This is a genomic window from Syntrophorhabdaceae bacterium (assembly GCA_036504895.1).
GTDB lineage: Bacteria > Desulfobacterota > Syntrophorhabdia > Syntrophorhabdales > Syntrophorhabdaceae > PNOM01.
Window position 1 is genome coordinate 117,468 of the sequence record DASXUJ010000062.1, and the last position, 21,462, is coordinate 138,929.

A 21,462-nucleotide genomic window follows, 5' to 3' on the forward strand; every position below is an offset into this window, starting at 1 on the left:
TCCCATCGCAGGCCATAAGGGCGCATCGTTAAAGAGGGATTGCGGGGGAAGCAAACCTATGGTAAAGATATGATCACGGGTTATTACGAACGGCTCAGAAGCCGCGAACAGACTTGACGGCAAGACGATTTGCTCTTTAAAGTAAAAGATCTTCTTCGAAAGGAGTGTGCACGATGTGGGAATATACTGATAAAGTTCGGGAGTATTTTCTGAACCCGAAGAATGTGGGTGAGATAGAGAATCCTGACGGCGTGGCGGAAGTAGGCTCCATCGCCTGCGGAGATGCCTTGAAGCTCACTTTCAAAGTAGACGAGAATAAAAAAATCGTGGACGCCAAGTTCAAGACCTTCGGCTGCGCGAGCGCAATCGCTTCAGCGTCGGCCCTTACCGAGATGGTAAAGGGTATGACCATAGAAGAGGCGGGGAAGATCACCAACCAGGATATCGCCGATTTTCTGGGCGGGCTTCCGGCGGAGAAGATGCATTGTTCCGTCCTGGGCCAGGAAGCGCTGGAAAAGGCAATCGAGAGCTACCGCGGGACCGCCTCCCCGAAAAAAGAAGGGCAGATAGTGTGCGAATGCTTCGGCGTAACCGATAAAGAAATCGAAAAAGCCATCAAAGAGAACCATCTCACCACCGTTGAGGAGATCACTAATTATACTAAAGCCGGCGGCGGGTGCAGAAACTGTCATGAGAAGATACAGGCCATCATCGATCAGATCTATGCCCAGCCGAAACCTGACGCCCCTCCTGCGGAAAAACCCCGGCTCACCAACATACAGAAGATCCGCCTCATTGAAGAGACTATCGACAAGGAGATCCGGCCGTCGCTGAAACATGACGGCGGCGATATCGAGCTTGTGGATATCGTGGGAAACCGGGTGCTCGTGGCGACACGGGGCGCATGCGCCGTCTGTCAGGCGTCGCAGCTCACGCTCAAGGGGTTCGTGGAGATCAAGTTGCGCGAACTGGTCTCGCCCGAACTGGTCGTTGAGGAGGTGTCGCAGTGAAAACAGTCTATCTCGATAACAATGCAACTACCCGGGTTGCTCCCGAGGTCCTTTCGGAGATGACCCCCTATTTCAGCGAGCTCTACGGCAACCCTTCGTCCATGCATAGCTTTGGCGGCCAGGTGGCAAAGAAGCTGAGCGATGCCCGATTGAAAGTGGCGGGCATCATCGGCGCGGAGCCCGATGAGATCGTTTTCACGAGCTGCGGCACCGAGAGCGACAATACGGCGATTCTCTCCGCCCTTGCAGTCAATCCGGACAAACGCCACGTGGTGACGAGCCGGGTGGAGCATCCTGCTGTGAAAGTGCTGTGCGAGCATCTGAGAGAGAAGGGATATAATGTCACCGAGCTCGATGTGGACACGGACGGCAATCTTGACATGGACCAATATGAGAGGAGCCTCACTGCGGACACGGCCGTGGTCAGCATCATGTGGGCAAATAACGAGACGGGTGTAATATTCCCGGTTGAGAAGGCGGCACAGGCGGCACGGGAGAAAGGCATCATCTTTCATACCGATGCAGTCCAGGCAGTCGGTAAAATGCCTATAAACATGAAGGAAAACGCCATACACCTGCTCTCCTTTTCGGGCCATAAGCTCCATGCCCCTAAAGGTATAGGAGTACTCTATATCCGCAGGGGAACCCGTTTCTCACCTTTTATGATCGGGGGTCACCAGGAAAAGGGGAGGAGGGGAGGCACCGAGAATACCCCGAGCATCATAGGTCTCGGGGCCGCATGCGAGCTTGCGGCGCAAAAGATGGAAGACGAGAACACGAGGGTCCGGAGCCTTCGCGACAGACTCGAAAAGGAGCTTATCTCCCGCATCCCCAATCTCAAGGTGAACGGAGGCAAGGCGCCGCGCCTTCCCAACACCACCAACATCAGCTTTGAATTTATCGAGGGTGAGAGCATCCTTCTCCTCATGGACCAGTTCGGCATATGTGCATCCTCCGGCTCCGCCTGCACCTCGGGGTCTCTCCAGCCTTCCCATGTGCTGCGGGCAATGGGCGTGCCCTATACCATGGCCCACGGATCGGTCAGGTTCAGCCTGAGCACCTATAACAGCGAAGAAGATATCATGCTCGTAATCGAAAAACTCCCGGCCATTGTCGAGCGGCTGAGGGGCATGTCGCCCTATTGGGCCGAAAGCAATGTGTGCGCGCCTGCATAAAAAATATAGAAACAGAATCAGGTGAAAATCATGGCTGAAGACAGCTATTCCGCCACCACGGTGGAAATATTGCGGGAGATCAGGAGACGCCGCCCCCTGATCCACCATATCACAAATTTTGTAGTCATGAATACCACCGCAAACGTGACTCTCGCCGTAGGGGCATCCCCCATTATGGCCCACGCGAATGAGGAGATGGAAGCTGTCTCCGCCATCTCCGATGCCTTAAACCTGAATATCGGCACCCTCACGCTTCAATGGGTAGAGTCCATGATCGTGGCCGGACTCGCTGCGGGCGCGAGAGGAATACCAATTATCCTCGATCCCGTGGGCTCGGGCGCAACCCCGCTCAGAAGCTCCGCCACAGCCCGGATCCTCAAAGAAGTCCCCGTAACCGTGGTGAGAGGCAATGCGTCCGAGATCATGTCCCTTTTCACGGACGGGGAAGTCAGGATTAAGGGCGTTGACTCCCTGGAATGCGTTGATAACGTGCGTGACGGCGCCCGACGGCTGGCAGGGAGATTGAAGAAAGTCATCGCCGTTACCGGAGAGGTCGATTTTGTGACCGACGGAGAAAAGTCCTTCGAGGTGCACAACGGCCATCCCATGTTCGCCCGCGTGACCGGGACGGGATGCGCTGCCACGGCGGTAGTATCCTGTTTCAACGCGGTCGTGACCGACCCTCTCCTTGCCACCGCCGCTGCCCTCGCGTATTATGGACTTGCGGGAGAGGAGGCTGCACGCCTTTCACAGGGACCGGGGAGTTTCCAGGTAGCCCTTTATGACATACTCTACAGCCTTCCGGAAGAACTTATGCTCGAGCGGCTCAGGATAAAGGCCATCACATAAACGGCCGCGGATAGATGCTGAAAAGCGACACGGATATGGGCAAAAGGAACGACACAAACGAGGTTCACGGCACGCGGCGGAAACCTTCCCCCCACGACTACAGACTCTATTTCGTCACCGATTCCCGCTTGCATAAAGGCTATTCCGTCCTTGAACAGGTAGCCCTCGCCCTCGAAGGAGGGGTAAAGATTATCCAGATAAGGGAAAAAGAGATGGTCCCCGGCGATTACGCGGCATTGATCTCGGCGGCGCTCATGTTGACGCGGCAACACGGGGCATATCTGATCGTCAACGATCTCCCTGCAATCGCGGCGTCAACGGGCGCGGACGGGATCCATCTGGGGCAGGATGATATGGCCGTCAAAGCAGCCAGAGAATTGTTGGGGCAGGATGCGATAATCGGCATATCCGTCAAGACCCCGGAAGAGGCGGTGAAAGGCGAGAAAGACGGGGCCGACTATATCGCGGTAAACGGGGTTTTCCCCACCTCCACGAAAAGGGACCTCGGATATTGTCCCGGGCTTGAAGGGGTGACGCGGATTTGCCGGAGCACCAGTCTTCCCGTGGTCGGAATCGGAGGCATCACCCTCCACAACTGCCGCTCCGTTTTAGAGGCCGGAGCGCAGGGCATTGCGGTAGTCACCGCCCTTACCATGGCTGAGCACATCCCCACCGCGTGCAGGAACTTATGGGAACGCCTTTCGGATGAAAGGCAGTTGTCCGGGTCGCAAGTCCGGAAAGGTCCGTGATGGAAACAAAGCTGAAGGTCCTGTTGATCAGCCACACCCCCATGCCGGAAATGACGATCGCCGCTGCCGCCCGCCTCTGCTACCGGTCCGGAGACATTGAGACCCTCAAGGACGACAGGTTGGCAGGTCAAACAAAGAACTTTCTCTCAAAAATCATGGGGATGGGCCATATGAGCCCCGTAGAGCATGTCTCTTTTACCTTTGCCGTCGAAGGCATCTCGAGGGCCTGCTCCCACCAACTCGTCAGACACCGCATCGCGTCATACAGCCAGCAATCGCAGAGGTATGTGGATAAAACCGGCGGTTTTCACTATGTAGTGCCCCCTTCCATAGGAGGCGACAAGGAATTGAAGCGGCGCTTCGACTCTTTTATGCGGGAGACGCAGGAGTTCTATGACTATCTCGTCCGGATGCTTGAAGAGCAAGGGCGTACAGGTGAATCGGTCCGGGAGGACGCCCGGTTCGTGCTGCCCAATGCCGCGGAAACGAAGATCATGGTCACCATGAACGCCCGGGAGCTCCTCCATTTCTTCACCCAGCGGTGCTGCAACCGTGCCCAATGGGAGATACGGGCCATGGCAACGGAGATGCTGAGGCTCGTGAAGGCGGTTGCCCCTACCCTATTCGCCGGCGCAGGTCCGGGATGTGTGAGCGGCCCCTGCCCGGAAGGCACTTACTCCTGCGGAAAAATGAAAGAGGTGAAGAAGCGGTTCAGGTCCCTGTCGTGAGCCTGCCGATTATTGCTATAGGTTAATCAAAAGGGCGGCCCTGCGTGGGCCGCCCTTTTTAACTTACTTCAGGATCTGCTATGGTTTTCTCTGGGTGACGGTAAAGACTTTCTTCGTATTCTTCTGCTCAAGTATCACGTTAATCTTACCCACCCGGGCTTTCCCTGCATTGGATGATACGTCATAGGTAACCGTGCCGGGACCGGCTCCGAAAGCACCGGAGGTTATCTGGAGCCATGCGGCAGCCGCTCCGTCTACTGCGGCAGTCCATGAGCAATCAGCAGGGTTGGTAGTGATTGCGAAAGTATTACCCGGATGGGCGTTTGCATCAAATGATGCCCTCGGTGGGTTCAGGGCCTGCATGGTGCAGGGCCTGCCCCGCTGAGTGACGCTGAGCGCAGCTCCGCCTATATCAACGGTTACCGGTCCTCTTTCCACAGAACTTGTGTTTGCTGCAGCCGTGATTTTCACTGTTCCCCTATTGTTCCTCCATGTGACGTTGGAATAAGTGAGCCATGCTTCCGTCGGTGTCACCGTCGGCTGGGGACATCCAGTTCCTCCACTGGCGGTTATCCTCGCCACCGTTGATCCTCCGTTAAAATTGAGTGTTACACTTGAAGAGGACGTGATGGAATAGGCGCAGGTCGGCGCCTCGGTGGTGACCCAAGAGGTGCCTTCGCCTACCCTGGATATGCCCCAACCTATATTCATGTAACCGGCAATTCCCCAGTTCGGACCCCAGCTATTGCGAAGGATCCAGTATCCTCCGTTATTATTGTTCCAGCCCACGAGGATGATTTGATGGTTCGTCGAACCGCCGCACTGCGAGGTTTCATTGGTCCTGAAAACGCCGTTGCTATACGTATCCCAGCCGTCACCGGCACATACTCCTGCGGTGATCGGGCCATAGGTATAGATCGCACTCTTTATTTGGTCAACCGTGGGAATGGTCCACTCGGAGCCGGTAACGAATTGCCAACTATCCAAAATATAGGGTTTGGCATAATTGGTGGGGCAGGTTCCGTTGCTTTCGGTATAGGGTTTCACCGATTCGAGGACAGCCCCCGGAGCGCCTTGATTCATACCGGCGGTGTCATAATGGTAGATATGCGCCGTGAGTCCGCCATCACAATCCCAACCCGATTCGTTGCACGATATCAGGTACTGCTCGGAAAGATCGATCGCCTTGGTGGCCTGTCCGGTTTTCGCAAGGGCCGATTCCATAATACCTACCGTCCCAAAGGACCAGCAGCTCCCGCAGTTCCCCTGATTGCGAACCGCCGGGACGATGTTCTGGTTCCGCCAGTCAAAGCTTGCGGGCAGCGCAGTTTTCACTTTCGGAAAGATTTCTGTTTTTACGGCTCCCGCTGGTACGGATGCCTCACCCTGCGGGGCAAGAGGATTGCTCAAATCGAGTTTCGAAGACATAGACGAAACTTTAAGCCTGATCTGCCTCGCTACGGGCTCATTTTCCCACGACCGGCCGTAAAGAAGTTTCACGGTTTGATTACCGGCTCCCCTTGGAGCAAGGCTGATAATCTGCCGCTGGGGTACTCCGTAACCCCGGGTGTGGGTCTCGTACACATTCGCGGCCGTCGTGGTCATGCCGCTGTCCGCGGTGACATGCCATCTGTAGCCGGTGGACGGGTTTGATTCGAGAACGACCACCACCTCCCCATTCGCAGGGGGACTTTCAATAGTCATTTCCGTCACGCCGCCGAGTACATTAAATTCGGGTTTTGCGGTGGAATAAAGAAATTCGCGGAAACTCCCGACAGTGCCCTTACCTGATGCGGTGAGCGCATAGGCGACGCCTTTTTCATCACTGCCGATCACCTTTTTTTCCACTGTGATGCCCTTGGACTTCAGTTTAGAAACGAGCGCATTTATCGAACGTTGCGTGGCAACCTTCATTCCTATCTCCGCCGCTTCACTGTCAGAGACCGTTATCTGTGCCTCGAGGGACCACTCGGCAGCCGGAGACGCCGCCGCACCGGTTTCTGCAGACGCTGCAAAACTATTACCCGACCAAAACAATGACAAAACAAGCATAATGATGCAATACCCGATAACGGAACTGCCCCTTCTCTTCATCCGTCTGATCATTTTTCCCCCCAGGAATTCGGCCGTAATTCTGATATTCTCATCGGCAGCCTTTTTATAAAATGTGTGTATTGGCACTCTGACTTTGTCGGAGAATTATTGCTTTTTTGGCAGCTGAATCCTCCGCGACATTCATCCTAGAAGAGTATCGTGATTAGTCTAATTTTTCAAGTGCTTTGACGAAGATGCCCGTCATGATTGCCCTCGCCTCAAGGCATGGACACGATCTCTTGTCAATAAAGGAAGTTCGTTCTGTGCCTGGATAAATCATACACAGTCAATCATATTTACCGGTGGGAAAAATTGATCGTAGGGCGTGCACCCCATACGGAACATCATCCCATCTTCGCCATCTGGGACTGGAACTGCTCTTTAAACTTCTTCAGCACTTTGTTTTCTATCTGCCGTACCCGCTCGCGAGAGATTTGAAATATTTCGCCGATCTCCTGAAGGGTCAGGGGCTCTTCGGCAAGGGTTCGCTGGTCGAAAATAAATTTTTCTTTATCGTTTAAACCGCCTTTAAATTCCGTGACTTTCTTCGAGAGCCTTTCCGATTCCTCTTTGCGGCTCACGATCTCCTCCACGTCCTCGTCCGTTTTCATGGTATCCATGATCGTGTCGTCGCTTCCGTCATGGACCGGCGCTTCGAGGGAGATGTCCGTAAAGGCCAATCGCTGCTGCATGCAGTCGACTTCTTCCTCTTTCACTTCCAGGATGCCGGCGAGCACTTTCGGCTCCGGATAAACACCCAGGGCCTCGAGCTTCTGCTTCTCCTTGTTCAGCCGGTAGAAAAGTTTGCGCTGGCCCTGTGTGGTCCCTACCTTTACAAGACTCCATGAGTCCATTATATGCTTTAGAATATAGGCCCTGATCCAGAAGGAGGCATAGGTAGAAAATTTAGTGCCTTTATAGGGATTATATTTTTTCACTGCGTGGAGGAGTCCCACGTTTCCCTCCTGGATTAGATCCAGAATATTTAAATAGGAGTTGTAATATTCCAGGGATATCTTAACCACAAGCCGCAGATTGGCCATCACAAGCCTCTGGGCTGCATCGAGGTCCTGGTTTTCAAAAGCGAGGCGTGATACTTCGAACTCCTTTTCCCGCGACAGGACCGGGTATTTCGATACCTCCGCAAGGTATGTCTTCAACGGATCAAACGGGATTGGGAGGTCCTGGCTCTCCTTCTTCCCGGAATGTTCCTGAGGGGTCTCAGCGCTCATATCGTCAGTCATCTCTTACGAATCTCCTTACCGACAGGACGGCCTTTCCCGTCGACCCGGTGAACCTTTATTCCAAGGTCTTCCGACTCGCCGGCGCCGGCCTGTGTAGTTACGGTACCCGGTAACGAGCACCGGTCTGCCCCTCCCGACCTGGCCCGTCCTCACACGACTTTTACAGAATATAAGCACCTTTTTTGGGGTTGTCATGAAAGATTAATTCGAATAATAACTTTTTTTCACTCGGGGGAGTGGTCCGAAAAAGACACAATTTGCGGAGAGAGGTTCAATCTATCGACGCTGGGGGTATGAGGCCGATCTGCAGTTCAATTGCGTTTGATGCGGCGCCGGCCGGTCTCGGAAGATTGAAAACCGGCCTTATTCCTCCCGTTATTCCTTATCTTCCTTTTTTACCGGTTTGTCGCCTTCTTCGGGCTCGTGCACCGATTTCTTGAACCCCTTGATAGCCTTGCCTACCGCCCCGCCGATTTCCGGAAGCTTTCCCGCCCCGAAAATAAGAACTACTATTACAAGAATGATGATAAGTTCAGGCGCGCCGAGTCCAAACATTTATTCGCTCCTTTTTTTACGTTTATCGATATATAATAGTACCGTAAATTAACCCGGTCAACAGGTTATTTTACGGGTATGGCTCTGTCCCTTCCCTTTATCCCGTGATTGTAGTCCTTTCCCCTTAGAACGCATGGGAGACCTGCCCCCTCTGTACGATAATATATCCATTCACACCGCTTTTTTATTGATAATTACAGGAAATTGCGGGAGAATCTATATACATGAAGGGGCCGGGCACTGTCACGGAATAGAGTCCTGTGATGACCGGAGCGTCGGTCTTCTCTCTCCGGTCCTTGTTATAATCCGGCAAATCTATTAAATATCAGGAGGTTTATATGAGCGAAGACACAAAAAAACCGAAGAACTTATCGAGACGCGATTTTCTGAAAACTACAGGTGGCGTTGCGGCAATAGCGGGTATGACGGTGGGCGCGCTGGCAGGTACCGCGAAAGAGTCTTCAGCGGCAGCAGGTCCGATGCCCAAAAAATGGGATGACGCCTATGATGTCATTGTAGTGGGCACGGGATTTGCCGGTCTCGCCGCAGCCATCGAGGCAAAGAACGCGAGGGCAACCGTGGCCGTCATTGAGAAAATGCCGGTCCACGGGGGCAATTCCATTATCAACGGCGGAGATTTCTGCGCCCCGGACACAAAATTGCAGAAGGCGGCAGGGGTCCAGGATTCCGCCGAGCTCATGTACAAGGATATGATGAAAGCAGGGCAGTACCTGAACCAACCGGAATTGGCCAAGACGGTTGCCTACGGCGCCAAAGATGCACTTGAATGGTGCGAGAGCCTTGGAGCCCGATTTACCAAACTCGGTTTCCATGGAGGACATTCGGTAAAAAGGGCCAACCAGACGGTTAATGCGTCCGGTTCGGAAGTGGTCAATAAACTTTACGATAAAGCCAATGCTGTCGGAGCCAAGATAGAGACCCGTACAAAGATGGTGCGCCTCATCGCGAACAAGGATGGCAGGATTGTGGGCATGGAAGTAAAGAAGGGTTATAAATTCCCTGATGAGAATTCAGGCAAAACAGCCTTTATCAAAGCAAAGAAGGCAGTGATCCTGACTTCCGGCGGTTTCTCGCGGGATCTACCCCTTCGCCAGTTGCAGGACCCGCGCCTCAATGACAGGTTTGAGTCCACGAACCAGCCCGGCGCAACAGGCGAGGCATTGCTGGCCGCGTGCATGGCGGGAGCCATGGACCTTCAGATGGACTGGATCCAGCTTGGTCCCTGGACGAGCCCCGACGAAAAAGGATTCGGCCATGTCCCCCTCTTTTGCGAGCGTCTCGTCGGCTACGGGCCCATGATTAATCCCAAGACAGGCAAACGCTTCTTCAAGGAAACAGGAAACAGGAAAGAGCGAGCGGACGCGATCATCCTTGTCGGTGATCCCGTTATCATTATGGGAGATTCCTATGCGGTGCCGAAACAGGTATTCCCCAATGCCCTTCAGAAAGGGATGGAGGCGGGGGCCATTAAGAAATTCGACACCCTTGAGGATCTTGCGAAATTCTATAATATGCCGGTTGATGTCTTCAAAAAAGAGATTGATCGTTGGAATTCGTTCGTGGAACAGAAGAAGGATGCCGATTTCGACTGTATGATCTTCCCCGATGCAAAACCCACGGTTACCGCACCTTTTTATGCGGCCAGGCTCTGGCCTAAGGTCCACCACACGATGGGCGGGCTGGTGATCGATAAGAATGCCCAGGTAAAGGGGTTTGACTTCAAGCCGGTAAAAGGGCTTTATGCCGCCGGTGAGGTGACGGGCGGAGTACATGGGGCCGTGCGTCTTGGCGGGGTTGCCATGGCCGACTGCGTGGTCTTCGGTCGTATTGCAGGCAAGAACGCCGCAAAGGAAAAGGCCTGGGGCTGATTTTTTGAAATAATGGATGGAGAGGAAGGGGCGCTCGTTGCCCTTTCCTCCTTCCTTAACCTCCCGGGTTCTCCCGCGGCATTCCCCTTAAAGGGAAAGGAGATATTATGAGACGCGGCGACACCAGCCTTAAAATATCGGAGCGCTACGGCAGGCTCCTGATCGGTCTCTCTCTCGCCTTCATCCTGCTCTCGACCATGGCGACGAACGTCATGGCCGTACCCAAAAAACTCGCCACTGCGAAACCGGGCGATTGTGCGGCCTGCCACGGGAGCGAAAAGAGGCTTCCTCAGGACCATAAAGCCACAAAAGGCATGTCATACCAGGCGTGCCTCGAGTGTCACGAGAAAAGCGGGCCCATGAGCCTTACCGGTAAAATGCCGGGAAGCCACATGCACCAGATCTCAGGCATCACGTGTACGAAATGTCATGGCAAAGTCAAAAAACCTGAGGAAGTGAAAATGAAGCAGTGTGTGGCATGCCACAATACGGATAAAATCGCTGAGAAAACGGCAAAGGTAAAACCTCAGAATCCACATGAGTCTCCTCACTACGGCAGGACTCTGGACTGTAACTTGTGCCATCACCAACACGGGAAATCAGAAAACTACTGCAATCAGTGTCATAAGTTTGATTATAAAGTGCCTTGAGAGAGACCCGTTTTGGGTGAAGGGAAGGCTTCGGCCTTCCCTTTTTTTATTCGCCGGACATGGGATGATTTATCTCTTGGGTGGGGTCTTCTTTGCGGGTGCAGCCTTCTTTTTGGCTTCCGCCGCTGTCTGACGCTCCCTGGCAACCTCGGCCTGGCGTCGCTGCTGGGCCTTCATGGCGTCGATCTCATTCCGGAGCTGACTCACCTCTGTTTTCAACCTGTTCCGTTCCTTATTCATGCCTTCAACAGCCGAGTCGAAGCCGGTCTGCATGGTGGAAAGCTGTCCCCTGATCCCTTTCACTTCGTTCAGCTCGGTATTGAGAGCCGCCATTTTTGCCGCAAGAAAAGCTACAGCGCCCCCTAAGAGCACCATGAGGATAATCAGTACCAGCGAAAGAAGGGGTATTTTCTTTATAAAGGAAGGGATCTTCTCTTTTTTCTCTTCTTTTTTTGCATATCCCCGGGTGACGGAAAAATCGGGGAACCCGTCCATGTTGTTCGTTCCCTTATCGTCTTCATCAAAAATGGGCATAAAGCACCTCCAACGCATGAAAAACCTTCTCCCCTTAATATCACAGATCGACCCGCTATGCCACAAAAAACTTGCCGACCCGCCGGGTCTTATCCCGTCACGAACTAAGACTGGGGCATGAAGCCGGCACTCTGCCTCTTCAGTGCTGCCCTCTCAGAAACCCGGCGCTCCTTTTCACCGGAGATGCCTTGTGCTCTCAGGGTTGGTGCGTCGGGTAAAGATTCTTGACAAGGATGTTCAAAAAACGTTACCTTTTTGCGACGGTTTATGGACAGGACGCTTCTTCTCAATACCACTTTTGAGCCTTTGAGCGTCCTCTCTTGGAAGAAAGCAGTGACCCTTGTATTTCTTGGTAAGGTAGAGGTCCTGAAGGAATATGAACGGGAGATCAAGGGGGTCTCTTCCAGGATGAGGCAGCCTGCGGTTATCAGGCTTCTAAAGCTCGTCCGCAACCATCATATGAGCGTCAAGTTCTCGAGGAGGAATATCTTCCTGAGAGATAACCATACGTGCCAATACTGCGGGAAGAAATTCGACGGCAAAAGCCTGACCTGCGATCACATTATCCCGAAATCAAGGGGCGGTTCATCGGAATGGACCAATATCGTGACCTCATGCACTCATTGCAATTTGAAAAAAGGGGACAAGCTCCCCGAAGAAACGGGAATGCATCCCCGCAAAAGACCCTCGCGACCGAACGGTTTCTACATGATCATGCTTCTGGTAGGGGTGAATAGGATGCCCGATTACTGGAAAGACTATGTATTCCTGAAGGATTGATATGGACAGAATATGGGCGCCCTGGAGAATGGAATATGTCGGCGGAGGTGCTGACCGGAAAGATGGGAAATGCTTTCTCTGTGTCGGGGAAGGAGATGACGAGCGATCTCTCGTAGTAGGCCGGCAAGGCTCCGCTTTTGTCATCATGAACCGCTATCCATATACCAATGGACACGTTATGGTGGTTCCTGTGCGCCATGTCGGGTCTATTGAGCATTTGCCCGACGAGGAGGCTCTCGACATGATAAGGCTCGTGAAGATCATGTCCGCCATCTTCAAGGAAGATTTCGAGGCACACGGGGTCAATATCGGGATCAATTCAGGCAGGGCGGCCGGCGCAGGGCTTGAAGACCATTTCCACATTCACATGGTGCCCCGATGGTTCGGTGATACAAATTTCATGACCGTCGAGGGAGAGGTGAGGGTTATCTCCGAACATATCACGGAATCCTACAGGAGATTGAAGAGAAGGTTCGTTGAAAAAGTTCTTTGATCCTTCCCCTCCTGTTCTGACTCCCCATGACATTGTCACGGCTCTTACGGGGAGAAAAGAAAAGGAGCTTCTTCTTCCGAAAAGGGCGATAATCACTTTCGCCGCGGGAGACCTCAATTTTGTAGTTCGTCAGAAAAAAGGCGTTCTTATCGATGCATGGTCGCCTTTCAAGCAGTTTTACCGGCTCGATGACACAAATACTATAATAACCCGTTCTTTTATCGGAGGCCCGGCCATTGCGGCCCTCGTGGAAGAGCTCACCGCCTTTGGCATTGAAGAGCTTATCATGTGGGGCTATTGCGGGGCATTGAATGAAGAGCTCCTGGTGGGAGATGTGATTACGGCGGTGGGCGCCCTCAGAGAGGACGGCGTTTCACATCACTACCCCGGAGAGGACCCGGTCGTGCAGTCGAACTGGCTGGAGGAGTGGCTGCCTCCGGCAAGGTCTCAGAGCTTTCATGAAGGGGTTATCTGGAGCTGCGACGCCATATACAGGGAAACGGTCTCCAAGGTCTCGCAGTACCGTGATATGGGCATCAAGGCGGTGGAAATGGAAGCAGCATCTTTCTATGCCGTCTCAAGGTACAAGAACGTCAAAGGGATTGCCTTCCTCGTTGTCTCCGACCTCTTAAGCGGTGATAAATGGGTTGGTGGTTTCGGTACAAAGGCATTCAAAGCAGGCGCCCGGAAGCTTTCACAGTTCATCCTCGAGAGGGCGATCGTCTAAACCGGGTTGCCCCATGTTTCGGGGAATAAAAAAAGGGCCGGTTATACCGGCCCTGACTTTTCGTTCCTTTCCGCCTTATTTTTTTACCGCTTTCTTTATTACCACTATACCATTGGTAGGTCCCGGAATAGCACCTTCGACCAAAAGAATATTGGTATCGCCCCGCACGTCGACGACCTTCAGATTCTGTACCGTTACCTTCTCCGATCCCATATGACCCGGCATTTTCTTTCCCTTCATGGTTCTGCCGGGTGTCATATTCTGTCCGATGGAGCCTCCGTGTCTGAAGAATTCATGGCTTCCACGCGACGCGGGAGCCCCTTTGAAATGAAATCTCTTCATGACGCCGGCAAAGCCTTTTCCTTTGGATGTGCCGGTAACGTCGACAAATTCTCCCGGCTCAAAAATATCTACTAAAACTTCCGCGCCCACTTCGTGAGCTTCAAGCTCTTCGGCTTTAACCCTGAATTCCTTCAGAAATTTCCTGGGCCCTACCCCGGCTTTAGTGAAATGGCCTGCGAGGGGTTTATTGACGCTTTTCACCTTTACCACTTCCTGGAACCCGAGCTGAATTCCGTCATATCCGTCATTGGAGACGGTCTTTTTCTGAACGACTGCACATGGACCCGCCTGAATTACCGTAACAGGTATGGCAGTTCCATCTTCTCCGAATATTTGTGTCATTCCGAGTTTTTTTCCAAGTAAACCGATTCCCATGGTCCTTCACCTCCGAAAAGTGTTAAATAATAGTAGAAAAAGACAGTAAAGTCAAGGAGAAATCACATCGCCCCCTTGCCCCTCTCTTTGTTGCCCCGAATCTGCTACACTATTCCGTGATGAACAATTTTTTGCCTCTCACGAAAAAAGATATGGATGCACGGGGATGGGAGTCGCTCGATATAATTATAGTGACCGGCGACGCCTATGTCGACCACCCTTCATTCGGCGCGGCAATAATAGGCAGGGTATTGGAATCAGCGGGTTTTCGTGTGGGTATCATCGCTCAGCCCGATTGGAAAAAGACGGACGATTTTCTGGCTCTCGGAAAGCCCCGGCTTTTTTTCGGCGTCACTTCCGGAAATCTCGATTCCATGGTGGCAAACTACACCTCCCATAAAAAAATAAGGAGCAAGGATGCCTATTCACCCGGCGGGAAGGCAGGCCTGCGGCCGGATAGAGCCGTTATTGTGTATGCGAACAGGATAAAGGAGGCCTTTCCCGGCTCTCCCCTCGTTCTCGGCGGCATCGAAGCCAGTCTGCGCAGGGTAGCCCATTATGATTGGTGGGACAATAAGGTCCGGAGGTCCCTCCTCCTCGATGCTAAGGCGGATATCCTCGTATACGGAATGGCTGAATCACAGATTGTGGAGATTGCCCGGCGTCTTGCGGCGGAGCAGGATCTTTACGGGATCAGAGGGACTGTGATCGTGCGAAAAGAGGTCCACCCGGGCGAGGATTACCTTGAGTTGCCGGCCATGGATGAAGTCTCCCATGATAAGAGACGATTCAACGATGCCTTTCGAATATTCTATACCAACCAAAACCCTTTTTCAGGCAAGACGCTGGTCCAGCGGCATGACAAGAGGTATGTGATCCATTTTCCCCCTGCCCTGCCTCTCGGCCGGGAGGAGCTGGATGGCGTCTACCGCCTTCCCTATGCCCGCTCTCCCCATCCCTCGTATAAAGAAAAGGGCGGTATTCCGGGATTCGAGACAGTCAGGTTCTCGATCATCTCCCACAGGGGATGCTGCGGCGCGTGCAGCTTCTGCTCCCTTTCGGTCCATCAGGGGAAGATCATCCAATCAAGAAGTCCCGGGTCAATACTCGAAGAGGCAATGGCGTTGTCCCGGAACGAGGAATTTAAGGGCACGATCACCGATATCGGCGGTCCCACCGCCAATCTGTACGGCGCCCGGTGCTCCCGGTGGGCACGAGACGGCGGCTGCGGAAAAAAGGAATGTCTCGTACCGACGAAGTGCGCAATGCTGAAGCTAGGCTACAGGGAAAGCATCGATCTCTATAAATCGGTTATGGCTATCCCCGGGGTCAAACATCTGTTCATCGAAAGCGGGATACGTTATGACCTGCTTTGCGACGATGATTCGGCGGAATACTTCGAGCATCTCTGCCGCCATCACGTGGGAGGCCAACTGAAAGTAGCCCCGGAGCACGCATCGCCCGCGGTTCTGCGTGCCATGAACAAGCCCTCATTCGATAAATATGAAATATTTGTGGAAAAATTCAGAGAGATCAAAAGGCGCGTGAAAAAAGACCAATACCTGGTCAATTATTTCATCAGCGCCCATCCGGGAGCGACACTGGAAGACGAGGAGATTCTCTCTTCCTATCTCAGGCGAAGGGGGATGCACCCGGAGCAGGTACAGGATTTCACTCCTCTTCCCCTTACCCCGGCGGCATGCATGTATTACACGGAAGAAAATCCATTTACAGGAGAAAAAGTCTTTGTGGCAAAGACTTTTCAGGAGCGGAAATTGCACAGGGCCTTGATCCAGCACCATACCCCTTCGCACAAGCCTCTGGTTGCTAAGGCTATGCAATCATTGTCGAAAAAAGACCGTCTGAAACCCGCTCGATAAAAAATATATTGACTTTTTACGTGATTCAGGTGTAAAAAGGTACCTTATGCGACATTTGGGAAAACCTACACACCTCATAATCTCCGTCATCGTGGTGGCGTCCTTTGTCCTCGCCACTTTCTCCGTCATACAGGCGTTCAATGGCGACCAGGGAAAAGAAGGTTTCTTTATAAAGAGCAAGATAGTCGAATACCTGAAGTCCAAGAAAGTCAATGCGTCGGATGATAAGCTGAAGACCATTGCCGACAGAGTCTATGAAGAGTCGCAGGAATATGGAGTAGACTACCGGCTCATACTCGCGGTGATGAAGGTGGAAAGCAATTTCAAAAACGAAGCGGTCTCCCGAAAAGGCGCGCGTGGTCTCCTGCAGATTTCCCCCTCCCTTGCCCGGCATGCCTCAAAGAATGAGGGAATCACCATGAAAGGGAACAAGTCCCTGCACGAGCCTGAAAAGAATATTAAAATAGGCGTGAACCACATGTCATGGCTCCTCGAAAAGTTCGAGAATCTGAATACCGCTCTCCATGCCTATAATGTGGGATCTTACAAAATAAGAAATAAGGCTTCGAAAGAATATTCTCCCGATACGCCTTTCACCCGAAAGGTCCTCAACGAATACAATAAAATGCTTCTGGACCTGCCGGACCCCGACGAAGAGTAGCCCCGGCGTTAACGGCATCTTCCCCATTTTTAATAAGATATTCTCGAAGACCAAAACAAAGCGTTATGCCGTCTCGTTTTCAGCGGGAGCTATGGGTTTTACCGGATGAAATCCCTGTTATCCAATTCCAACTCAAAGCGCTCTCTTCGTTGCACTCGTCATCTGTTCCTCGGTGTACCGCGAAGTACACCTGCGTCGCTCCTTCCTTAAGCGCCTCGATATCATCTTTGATTTGGAATTGGAATTACGTAAAAATCTTACCCGGATTGAGAATATTATTGGGATCGAAAAGCGTTTTTATCTTCTTCATGGTGGTGATGAGACGTTCGGACAGCTCCATGTCGAGGTACGCGGCCTTGGAGATGCCTATGCCATGTTCTCCTGAAAGGGTGCCCCCAAGCTTCAACGCCTCCGAGAATATCTCTCTTACGGCCTCATGGGCCTTTTCCCTGTCTTCCTTCGTATCTTTGATCATGATATTGACGTGAAAGTTACCGTCTCCTGCATGGCCGAAGCTGAGAATAGGTATGGCATAGCGCTTCCCCAATTCCTCGAGGGCATGGATGAGGGCGGGGATGTTCGAGCGTGGGACCACCACGTCTTCCGCGATCTTTACCGGATTCAAATTGTAGAGCGCCTGAGAAAGGGTGCGCCTGGCGAGCCACAGCTTGTCGGCCTCAATCGGATCCCTGGTCATGCGACAGTCTATCGACTTATGCTCCATCATGATCTTCTTGACTTTGTCCGCCTGAGAGTCGATCGACTCCTCGTCACCGTCCACCTCAATGAGCAGAAGCCCTCCTATATCGGGCGGAAGGCCCATGGGATTGGCCTGCTCACTGCAACGGATCGAGGCTTTATCCATAAATTCGATTGTCGAAGGCACCACCCGGGCCGCAATAGTAGCTGAGACAGCTTCAGCCGCGTCGTCCACTTCGCTGAAGAGGGCGAGGATCGTGGCCCTGGCAGCCGGCAGGGGAATGAGCTTCAGGGTGATCCTGGTTACCACCCCCAGGGTCCCTTCGCTCCCCACGAAGAGTCGTGCGAGGTCGTAGCCCACCACCCCCTTCATGGTCCTTACACCCGGGTGAATGATCTCACCCGTGGGGAGAACAACTTCGAGACCCAGGACATAGTCCCTCGTGACTCCGTACTTTAAAGAATTGGGTCCACCCGCGCATTCAGCGATATTCCCCCCTATGCTCGAATATTTGTAGGAAGCGGGATCAGGGGGATAAAAGAGGCCATGTTTCGCGGCTTCTTCCTGAAGGGTAAATGTCACCACCCCCGGCTCCACCACGGCAATCAGGTTCTTCGGGTCTATTTCGAGTATCCTGTTCATCCTGGTAAAGGAGAGGATCACTCCTCCGGATAAGGGTACCGATCCTCCGGTGAGGCCGGTGCCGGATCCCCTTGGAATCACGGGAAATCCATGGGTATTTGCGAGGATGAGAATCCGGGATACCTGCTCGGCCGACGAAGGAAAAACCACCAGGTCGGGAATTGCCCCATCCGTTCTCGCGTCATAAGAATAGCATTGCCTCTCCTCAAGGGAAGTCTGTACGTTTTCCTTGCCTGCAATGGCCTCGATCTCGCTGATGATCTTCTTGTCCATCTATTCCTCGTATTGTAGTAATGGGACGGAGAGTTTACCGATTAATGCGGCACAGGTCCGTGCACAGATATTAATCGAAAACTCATTGGAAATCAAGGAAGAAAGCGGGAGGGGAAACATGGCAATACCCGCCGGGGATGAATATATTTGTCTCACGATGACGCCCCGCACACCATACTCCGAAATAACGGAACAGAGACCCCGCCGCCCCGGTCGTTCGCGCCCCGGGCCGGAGAGCGCCGTGGTCCTTACATTCGATGGCCTGAAAAGGAGTCTGCTCTATTCGGAGGAGCTGGGCATTAAACTCGGGACGCGACAGGACGGCGAGCTCTTCAAATGGTTCCTGGCGAGTATGCTTTACGGGGCCCGAATCTCGGAGAAGGTGTCGAAACATACCTACGAGGCATTTGCCGCCCATAATCTCCTTGCCCCGGAGGAGATTCTCCATGCGGGTTGGGATTTCCTCATAGATCCCATCATGCGGACCGGCGGGTACGTCCGGTACGACGGAAAGACATCAACAAAGATCCTGAAGAATTGTGAAACCCTGATCGCGCGGTACAGGGGCAGGCTCTCCCGCCTTCATGAAGAGGCGGAAGACGCTGAAGACCTGGAGAAGAAGATAACCGATTTCTACGGTATCGGGCCTGTAACTGTCAATATCTTTTTGAGGGAGCTGAGACCTTATTGGAAGAAAGACAAGGTCGGGATCCTGCCGGCAATCACGAAACTCGCATTGGCCCACGGGCTGGACATAACCGGGCTTAACAGAAGCACCCTTTCCTTCGTGAGGATAGAGGCGGGGCTTATCCGGCTGAGAAAGGAGCTCTCACCGGGGAAAGAGGATTATAGCCCTTGAGTTATTTGTGATTCCTCCGGTTCGTCTATGGCAGAAACTCTATTTTGAGCATGGAAAAATCGTCATCGAGGTCTTTTGACCCCTGCATTCCCTGAAGGGTGGTATAAAGATTTTCGATCTCGGATAGGCCGTTTTGGGGACCGGCAAGAAGGTATTCCTTGAGTCCGCCAAGGCTCCACATGGGTCCGTCTTTCATCTTTACCTCGTAGGCCCCATCAGAAAATATGTAGAGCTTCGCGGGAAGGTCCACCACGGTAGTCCCGCTGGTATAGGTTATACCCTCCATACCGCCAATAAACATATTGGGCGTGATGAGCTCCTGCACCTGCCCCTGCCCTGACATGAGCAAGGCGGGCGGGTGTCCCGCGGTCGCATAGCGGAGCTCCCTTGTAACCTTGTTGAACACTCCGTACCAGATGGTAAAGTAGAGGTTGTTCTGCTTCTCCATCTGGAAGGCCTCATTCAGTGAAGTAAGCACCGAACCTGGCTCGGTAAAATTGGTATTGGGCAAAGATTGGGAGCGAAGCACATTAAGGGCCGAAACGGAGAGCAATGCAGGTCCGACGCCGTGGTCGCATACATCGAGAAGGTATATGGCGAAACGGTCTTCATCGATCCAATGATACCCGAAGGCATCCCCTCCAAGCTCGGCGGACGGAAAGAACCGCCAGTCCGTCCTCAGGTCCCCTTCGTCGAGCGCCGGAGGCAGCAGGGAGATTACGTACTCCGCCGCACTGGCGAGCTGGGCGGCCAATATTTGTTGGCTCCTGTAGAGCTTCTCGTAAGCTTCGTTCTTCTCGAGAAGGTTTATATACCCTTTGGAGTGGTAACGGATTCTGGCAATCAACTCGATTCTGTCCGGCAGCTTCACCAGATAATCGTTTGCACCGACTGCAAAGGCGTCAGCCTTGGTCGACGCCTCCTCCTTGCTGGAGAGCACGATAAGGGGCACATCTTTGAGTTTGCTGTGGGCCCTGAAAAATTTCACGAGGGTAAGACCGTCTATATCGGGCATGACGAGGTCCTGGAGTATCACCGTGGGGCCCGTCTCCTGCGCCGTTCTAATAGCTTCCGTCGGCTCTTTGCAATAATGAAACAGGATATCCTTTTCCGGGGCGAGCATTCGCCTCACGGTTTCACCTACGATCGGCTGATCGTCGACCAGGAGCACGGTGATGGTATGGTGGGTCTCGGGGGTATGGAAAAGGCTCTCATTTTCGTTCATCGCTCACTATTCCTTTATTCGCTTTAATGTGGGTGACTACGGAAGCGGCGATCTTTTCAACCCCCAGGATCTCACGCGCCGCGCCGATATCTGCCGCGGCCTTCGGCATTCCGTACACTACTGAGGTGGCCTCATCCTGAGCTATGGTATGCCAGCCGGCGTCGCGCAAAGTCAGCAGGCCCTTTGCCCCGTCTTTACCCATACCGGTAAGGAGCACCGCCACGCCCTTCTCACGCCACCAATCCCTCGCGCTTATGAAGAACCGGTCCACCGAGGGCCTGTAGGGGTAGTCCTTAGGCTCGATCACGTAATGGAATGCTAGCTCCGGCCCCACTATGAGGTGATCGTTCGTTCCCGCCACATACACCGTATTATCATCTACTCTCATATCCTCTTTTGCGAGAACGACCTTAAGCGGGGTCTGTCCGTCAAGCCATTCCGCAAGGCCGTCCGCGAACTGAACGTCCAGGTGTTGCACCACCACGACCGAAGCGCCGAGGTCCGCCGGCAGACCGGACAGAAGCGCCGCCAGGGCCTTCGGCCCCCCTGTCGAAGATCCGATGGCTACGAGAGGCCGCGGGGGGATGGGAGAGCCCATATGGGTCGATTGGCCGTTCATCCGGACCTCTTCCCTTCTTATCAATTTTTCTATCATTGCCAGCTTCTTGAGGAGCTGGTCTTTGCCTTTTATATGGCCCTTCTCGTCCCGGACGGGCACGCTCACCACATCGAGGGCGCCGTTCCCCATGGCCTCGAAGACCCGCGCGGCATCCCGGGCCGCGGAAGGGGTAACGATCAGGATCGCGCAGGGGTATGTCCTCATAATGAGCCGGGTTACTTCGGCGCCCTGTGCGCCTGATAACAAGAGGTCTACAAGCAGCACATCGGGGGGATCGGCCGCGGCCTTGTCTATGGCCTCCGCTCCCGTTCCTGCGACCCAGGCGACCTCCTGGCCCGGTTCCGCGGCAATAACCCTCTCGAGTATCTTCGCTTCACGCATCACGCTGTGGGCAATGGCAACCCGCATC

The 21,462-nt window shown here is 53.3% G+C and carries 21 protein-coding genes; 13 read left to right on the plus strand and 8 right to left on the minus strand.

Going from position 1 to position 21,462, the window contains the following annotated elements; all coding sequences use genetic code 11:
- Positions 1 to 173 precede the first annotated feature (173 nt).
- From nifU to thyX, 5 genes are read left to right on the plus strand one after another with little or no spacing between them, the layout of a single operon-like run.
- Positions 174 to 1,010 carry a Fe-S cluster assembly protein NifU gene (gene nifU / locus VGJ94_08190; protein ID HEY3276585.1) on the plus strand — a complete coding sequence of 279 codons (837 nt, stop codon included), beginning with the start codon at positions 174 to 176 and terminating at the stop codon, positions 1,008 to 1,010.
- On the plus strand, positions 1,007 to 2,185 hold the full coding sequence (nifS, locus tag VGJ94_08195; protein ID HEY3276586.1) for a cysteine desulfurase NifS: 1,179 nt from the start codon (positions 1,007 to 1,009) through the stop codon (positions 2,183 to 2,185). The genes nifU and nifS overlap by 4 nt, the downstream gene beginning before the upstream one ends.
- Positions 2,186 to 2,215: 30 nt before the next feature.
- On the plus strand, positions 2,216 to 3,034 hold the full coding sequence (gene thiM, locus VGJ94_08200; GenBank protein ID HEY3276587.1) for a hydroxyethylthiazole kinase: 819 nt from the start codon (positions 2,216 to 2,218) through the stop codon (positions 3,032 to 3,034).
- A gap of 14 nt (positions 3,035 to 3,048) precedes the next feature.
- A complete protein-coding gene (gene thiE / locus VGJ94_08205) occupies positions 3,049 to 3,783 on the plus strand; it encodes a thiamine phosphate synthase (GenBank protein ID HEY3276588.1) in 735 nt (244 codons plus the stop codon).
- Entirely contained in the window at positions 3,783 to 4,511 is a 729-nt protein-coding gene (gene thyX, locus VGJ94_08210; GenBank protein ID HEY3276589.1) for an FAD-dependent thymidylate synthase, read from the plus strand. Before thiE ends, thyX begins: the two co-directional genes overlap by 1 nt.
- Positions 4,512 to 4,589: 78 nt before the next feature.
- Here the strand turns inward: thyX and VGJ94_08215 are convergent, their stop codons facing one another.
- From VGJ94_08215 to tatA, 3 genes are all read right to left on the minus strand, one after another.
- The gene (locus VGJ94_08215; protein HEY3276590.1) at positions 4,590 to 6,617 is read right to left on the minus strand and encodes a C1 family peptidase; all 2,028 of its coding nucleotides are present in this window, start codon (positions 6,615 to 6,617) and stop codon (positions 4,590 to 4,592) included.
- Positions 6,618 to 6,949: 332 nt separating this feature from the next.
- Positions 6,950 to 7,849 carry an RNA polymerase factor sigma-32 gene (locus tag VGJ94_08220; GenBank protein ID HEY3276591.1) on the minus strand — a complete coding sequence of 300 codons (900 nt, stop codon included), beginning with the start codon at positions 7,847 to 7,849 and terminating at the stop codon, positions 6,950 to 6,952.
- Between the two features lie 375 nt (positions 7,850 to 8,224).
- Complete coding sequence (gene tatA, locus VGJ94_08225; protein HEY3276592.1) at positions 8,225 to 8,404, minus strand: twin-arginine translocase TatA/TatE family subunit; 180 nt, start codon at positions 8,402 to 8,404, stop codon at positions 8,225 to 8,227.
- Positions 8,405 to 8,742: 338 nt separating this feature from the next.
- Between tatA and VGJ94_08230 the strand changes: the two genes are divergently transcribed.
- Complete coding sequence (locus VGJ94_08230) at positions 8,743 to 10,293, plus strand: flavocytochrome c (GenBank protein ID HEY3276593.1); 1,551 nt, start codon at positions 8,743 to 8,745, stop codon at positions 10,291 to 10,293.
- A gap of 107 nt (positions 10,294 to 10,400) precedes the next feature.
- Positions 10,401 to 10,943: a cytochrome c3 family protein gene (locus VGJ94_08235; protein HEY3276594.1), complete on the plus strand. Its 543-nt coding sequence runs from the start codon at positions 10,401 to 10,403 to the stop codon at positions 10,941 to 10,943.
- A gap of 69 nt (positions 10,944 to 11,012) precedes the next feature.
- Here VGJ94_08235 and VGJ94_08240 read toward each other — a convergent pair whose 3' ends face one another.
- Entirely contained in the window at positions 11,013 to 11,477 is a 465-nt protein-coding gene (locus VGJ94_08240; GenBank protein HEY3276595.1) for a hypothetical protein, read from the minus strand.
- Positions 11,478 to 11,744: 267 nt separating this feature from the next.
- Between VGJ94_08240 and VGJ94_08245 the strand changes: the two genes are divergently transcribed.
- From VGJ94_08245 to VGJ94_08255, 3 genes are read left to right on the plus strand one after another with little or no spacing between them, the layout of a single operon-like run.
- Entirely contained in the window at positions 11,745 to 12,257 is a 513-nt protein-coding gene (locus VGJ94_08245; GenBank protein HEY3276596.1) for an HNH endonuclease, read from the plus strand.
- Between the two features lies 1 nt (position 12,258).
- A complete protein-coding gene (locus VGJ94_08250; GenBank protein ID HEY3276597.1) occupies positions 12,259 to 12,750 on the plus strand; it encodes an HIT domain-containing protein in 492 nt (163 codons plus the stop codon).
- A complete protein-coding gene (locus VGJ94_08255; GenBank protein HEY3276598.1) occupies positions 12,734 to 13,477 on the plus strand; it encodes a nucleoside phosphorylase in 744 nt (247 codons plus the stop codon). The genes VGJ94_08250 and VGJ94_08255 overlap by 17 nt, the downstream gene beginning before the upstream one ends.
- Positions 13,478 to 13,552: 75 nt before the next feature.
- On the opposite strand, the gene rplC is transcribed toward VGJ94_08255, so the two are convergent.
- The gene (rplC, locus tag VGJ94_08260) at positions 13,553 to 14,194 is read right to left on the minus strand and encodes a 50S ribosomal protein L3 (protein HEY3276599.1); all 642 of its coding nucleotides are present in this window, start codon (positions 14,192 to 14,194) and stop codon (positions 13,553 to 13,555) included.
- Between the two features lie 119 nt (positions 14,195 to 14,313).
- Here rplC and VGJ94_08265 point away from each other — a divergent pair, with 119 nt between their 5' ends.
- The gene (locus VGJ94_08265; GenBank protein HEY3276600.1) at positions 14,314 to 16,074 is read left to right on the plus strand and encodes a YgiQ family radical SAM protein; all 1,761 of its coding nucleotides are present in this window, start codon (positions 14,314 to 14,316) and stop codon (positions 16,072 to 16,074) included.
- Between the two features lie 46 nt (positions 16,075 to 16,120).
- Entirely contained in the window at positions 16,121 to 16,735 is a 615-nt protein-coding gene (locus VGJ94_08270; GenBank protein HEY3276601.1) for a lytic transglycosylase domain-containing protein, read from the plus strand.
- 244 nt (positions 16,736 to 16,979) lie between these two features.
- Here the strand turns inward: VGJ94_08270 and VGJ94_08275 are convergent, their stop codons facing one another.
- Positions 16,980 to 18,350: an FAD-linked oxidase C-terminal domain-containing protein gene (locus VGJ94_08275; GenBank protein HEY3276602.1), complete on the minus strand. Its 1,371-nt coding sequence runs from the start codon at positions 18,348 to 18,350 to the stop codon at positions 16,980 to 16,982.
- A gap of 241 nt (positions 18,351 to 18,591) precedes the next feature.
- Between VGJ94_08275 and VGJ94_08280 the strand changes: the two genes are divergently transcribed.
- On the plus strand, positions 18,592 to 19,209 hold the full coding sequence (locus VGJ94_08280; GenBank protein HEY3276603.1) for a hypothetical protein: 618 nt from the start codon (positions 18,592 to 18,594) through the stop codon (positions 19,207 to 19,209).
- Between the two features lie 25 nt (positions 19,210 to 19,234).
- On the opposite strand, the gene VGJ94_08285 is transcribed toward VGJ94_08280, so the two are convergent.
- Both VGJ94_08285 and cheB read right to left on the minus strand, forming a co-directional pair.
- Positions 19,235 to 20,434, minus strand: a complete 1,200-nt coding sequence (locus VGJ94_08285; GenBank protein ID HEY3276604.1) for a SpoIIE family protein phosphatase — start codon at positions 20,432 to 20,434, stop codon at positions 19,235 to 19,237.
- Positions 20,421 to 21,461 (minus strand): chemotaxis-specific protein-glutamate methyltransferase CheB, encoded by a 1,041-nt coding sequence (cheB, locus tag VGJ94_08290; protein ID HEY3276605.1) that lies wholly within the window; start codon positions 21,459 to 21,461, stop codon positions 20,421 to 20,423. Before cheB ends, VGJ94_08285 begins: the two co-directional genes overlap by 14 nt.
- Between the last annotated feature and the right edge of the window lies 1 nt (position 21,462).

Coding starts and splice junctions, on each gene's coding strand:
- nifU (HEY3276585.1), top strand. CDS start 174: ATGTGGGAATATACTGATAAAGTTCGGGAGTATTTTCTGAACCCGAAG.
- thiM (HEY3276587.1), top strand. CDS start 2,216: ATGGCTGAAGACAGCTATTCCGCCACCACGGTGGAAATATTGCGGGAG.
- thiE (HEY3276588.1), top strand. CDS start 3,049: ATGCTGAAAAGCGACACGGATATGGGCAAAAGGAACGACACAAACGAG.
- thyX (HEY3276589.1), top strand. CDS start 3,783: ATGGAAACAAAGCTGAAGGTCCTGTTGATCAGCCACACCCCCATGCCG.
- VGJ94_08215 (HEY3276590.1), bottom strand. CDS start 6,617: ATGATCAGACGGATGAAGAGAAGGGGCAGTTCCGTTATCGGGTATTGC.
- VGJ94_08220 (HEY3276591.1), bottom strand. CDS start 7,849: ATGACTGACGATATGAGCGCTGAGACCCCTCAGGAACATTCCGGGAAG.
- tatA (HEY3276592.1), bottom strand. CDS start 8,404: ATGTTTGGACTCGGCGCGCCTGAACTTATCATCATTCTTGTAATAGTA.
- VGJ94_08230 (HEY3276593.1), top strand. CDS start 8,743: ATGAGCGAAGACACAAAAAAACCGAAGAACTTATCGAGACGCGATTTT.
- VGJ94_08235 (HEY3276594.1), top strand. CDS start 10,401: ATGAGACGCGGCGACACCAGCCTTAAAATATCGGAGCGCTACGGCAGG.
- VGJ94_08240 (HEY3276595.1), bottom strand. CDS start 11,477: ATGCCCATTTTTGATGAAGACGATAAGGGAACGAACAACATGGACGGG.
- VGJ94_08245 (HEY3276596.1), top strand. CDS start 11,745: ATGGACAGGACGCTTCTTCTCAATACCACTTTTGAGCCTTTGAGCGTC.
- VGJ94_08250 (HEY3276597.1), top strand. CDS start 12,259: ATGGACAGAATATGGGCGCCCTGGAGAATGGAATATGTCGGCGGAGGT.
- rplC (HEY3276599.1), bottom strand. CDS start 14,194: ATGGGAATCGGTTTACTTGGAAAAAAACTCGGAATGACACAAATATTC.
- VGJ94_08265 (HEY3276600.1), top strand. CDS start 14,314: ATGAACAATTTTTTGCCTCTCACGAAAAAAGATATGGATGCACGGGGA.
- VGJ94_08270 (HEY3276601.1), top strand. CDS start 16,121: ATGCGACATTTGGGAAAACCTACACACCTCATAATCTCCGTCATCGTG.
- VGJ94_08275 (HEY3276602.1), bottom strand. CDS start 18,350: ATGGACAAGAAGATCATCAGCGAGATCGAGGCCATTGCAGGCAAGGAA.
- VGJ94_08285 (HEY3276604.1), bottom strand. CDS start 20,434: ATGAACGAAAATGAGAGCCTTTTCCATACCCCCGAGACCCACCATACC.
- cheB (HEY3276605.1), bottom strand. CDS start 21,461: ATGCGGGTTGCCATTGCCCACAGCGTGATGCGTGAAGCGAAGATACTC.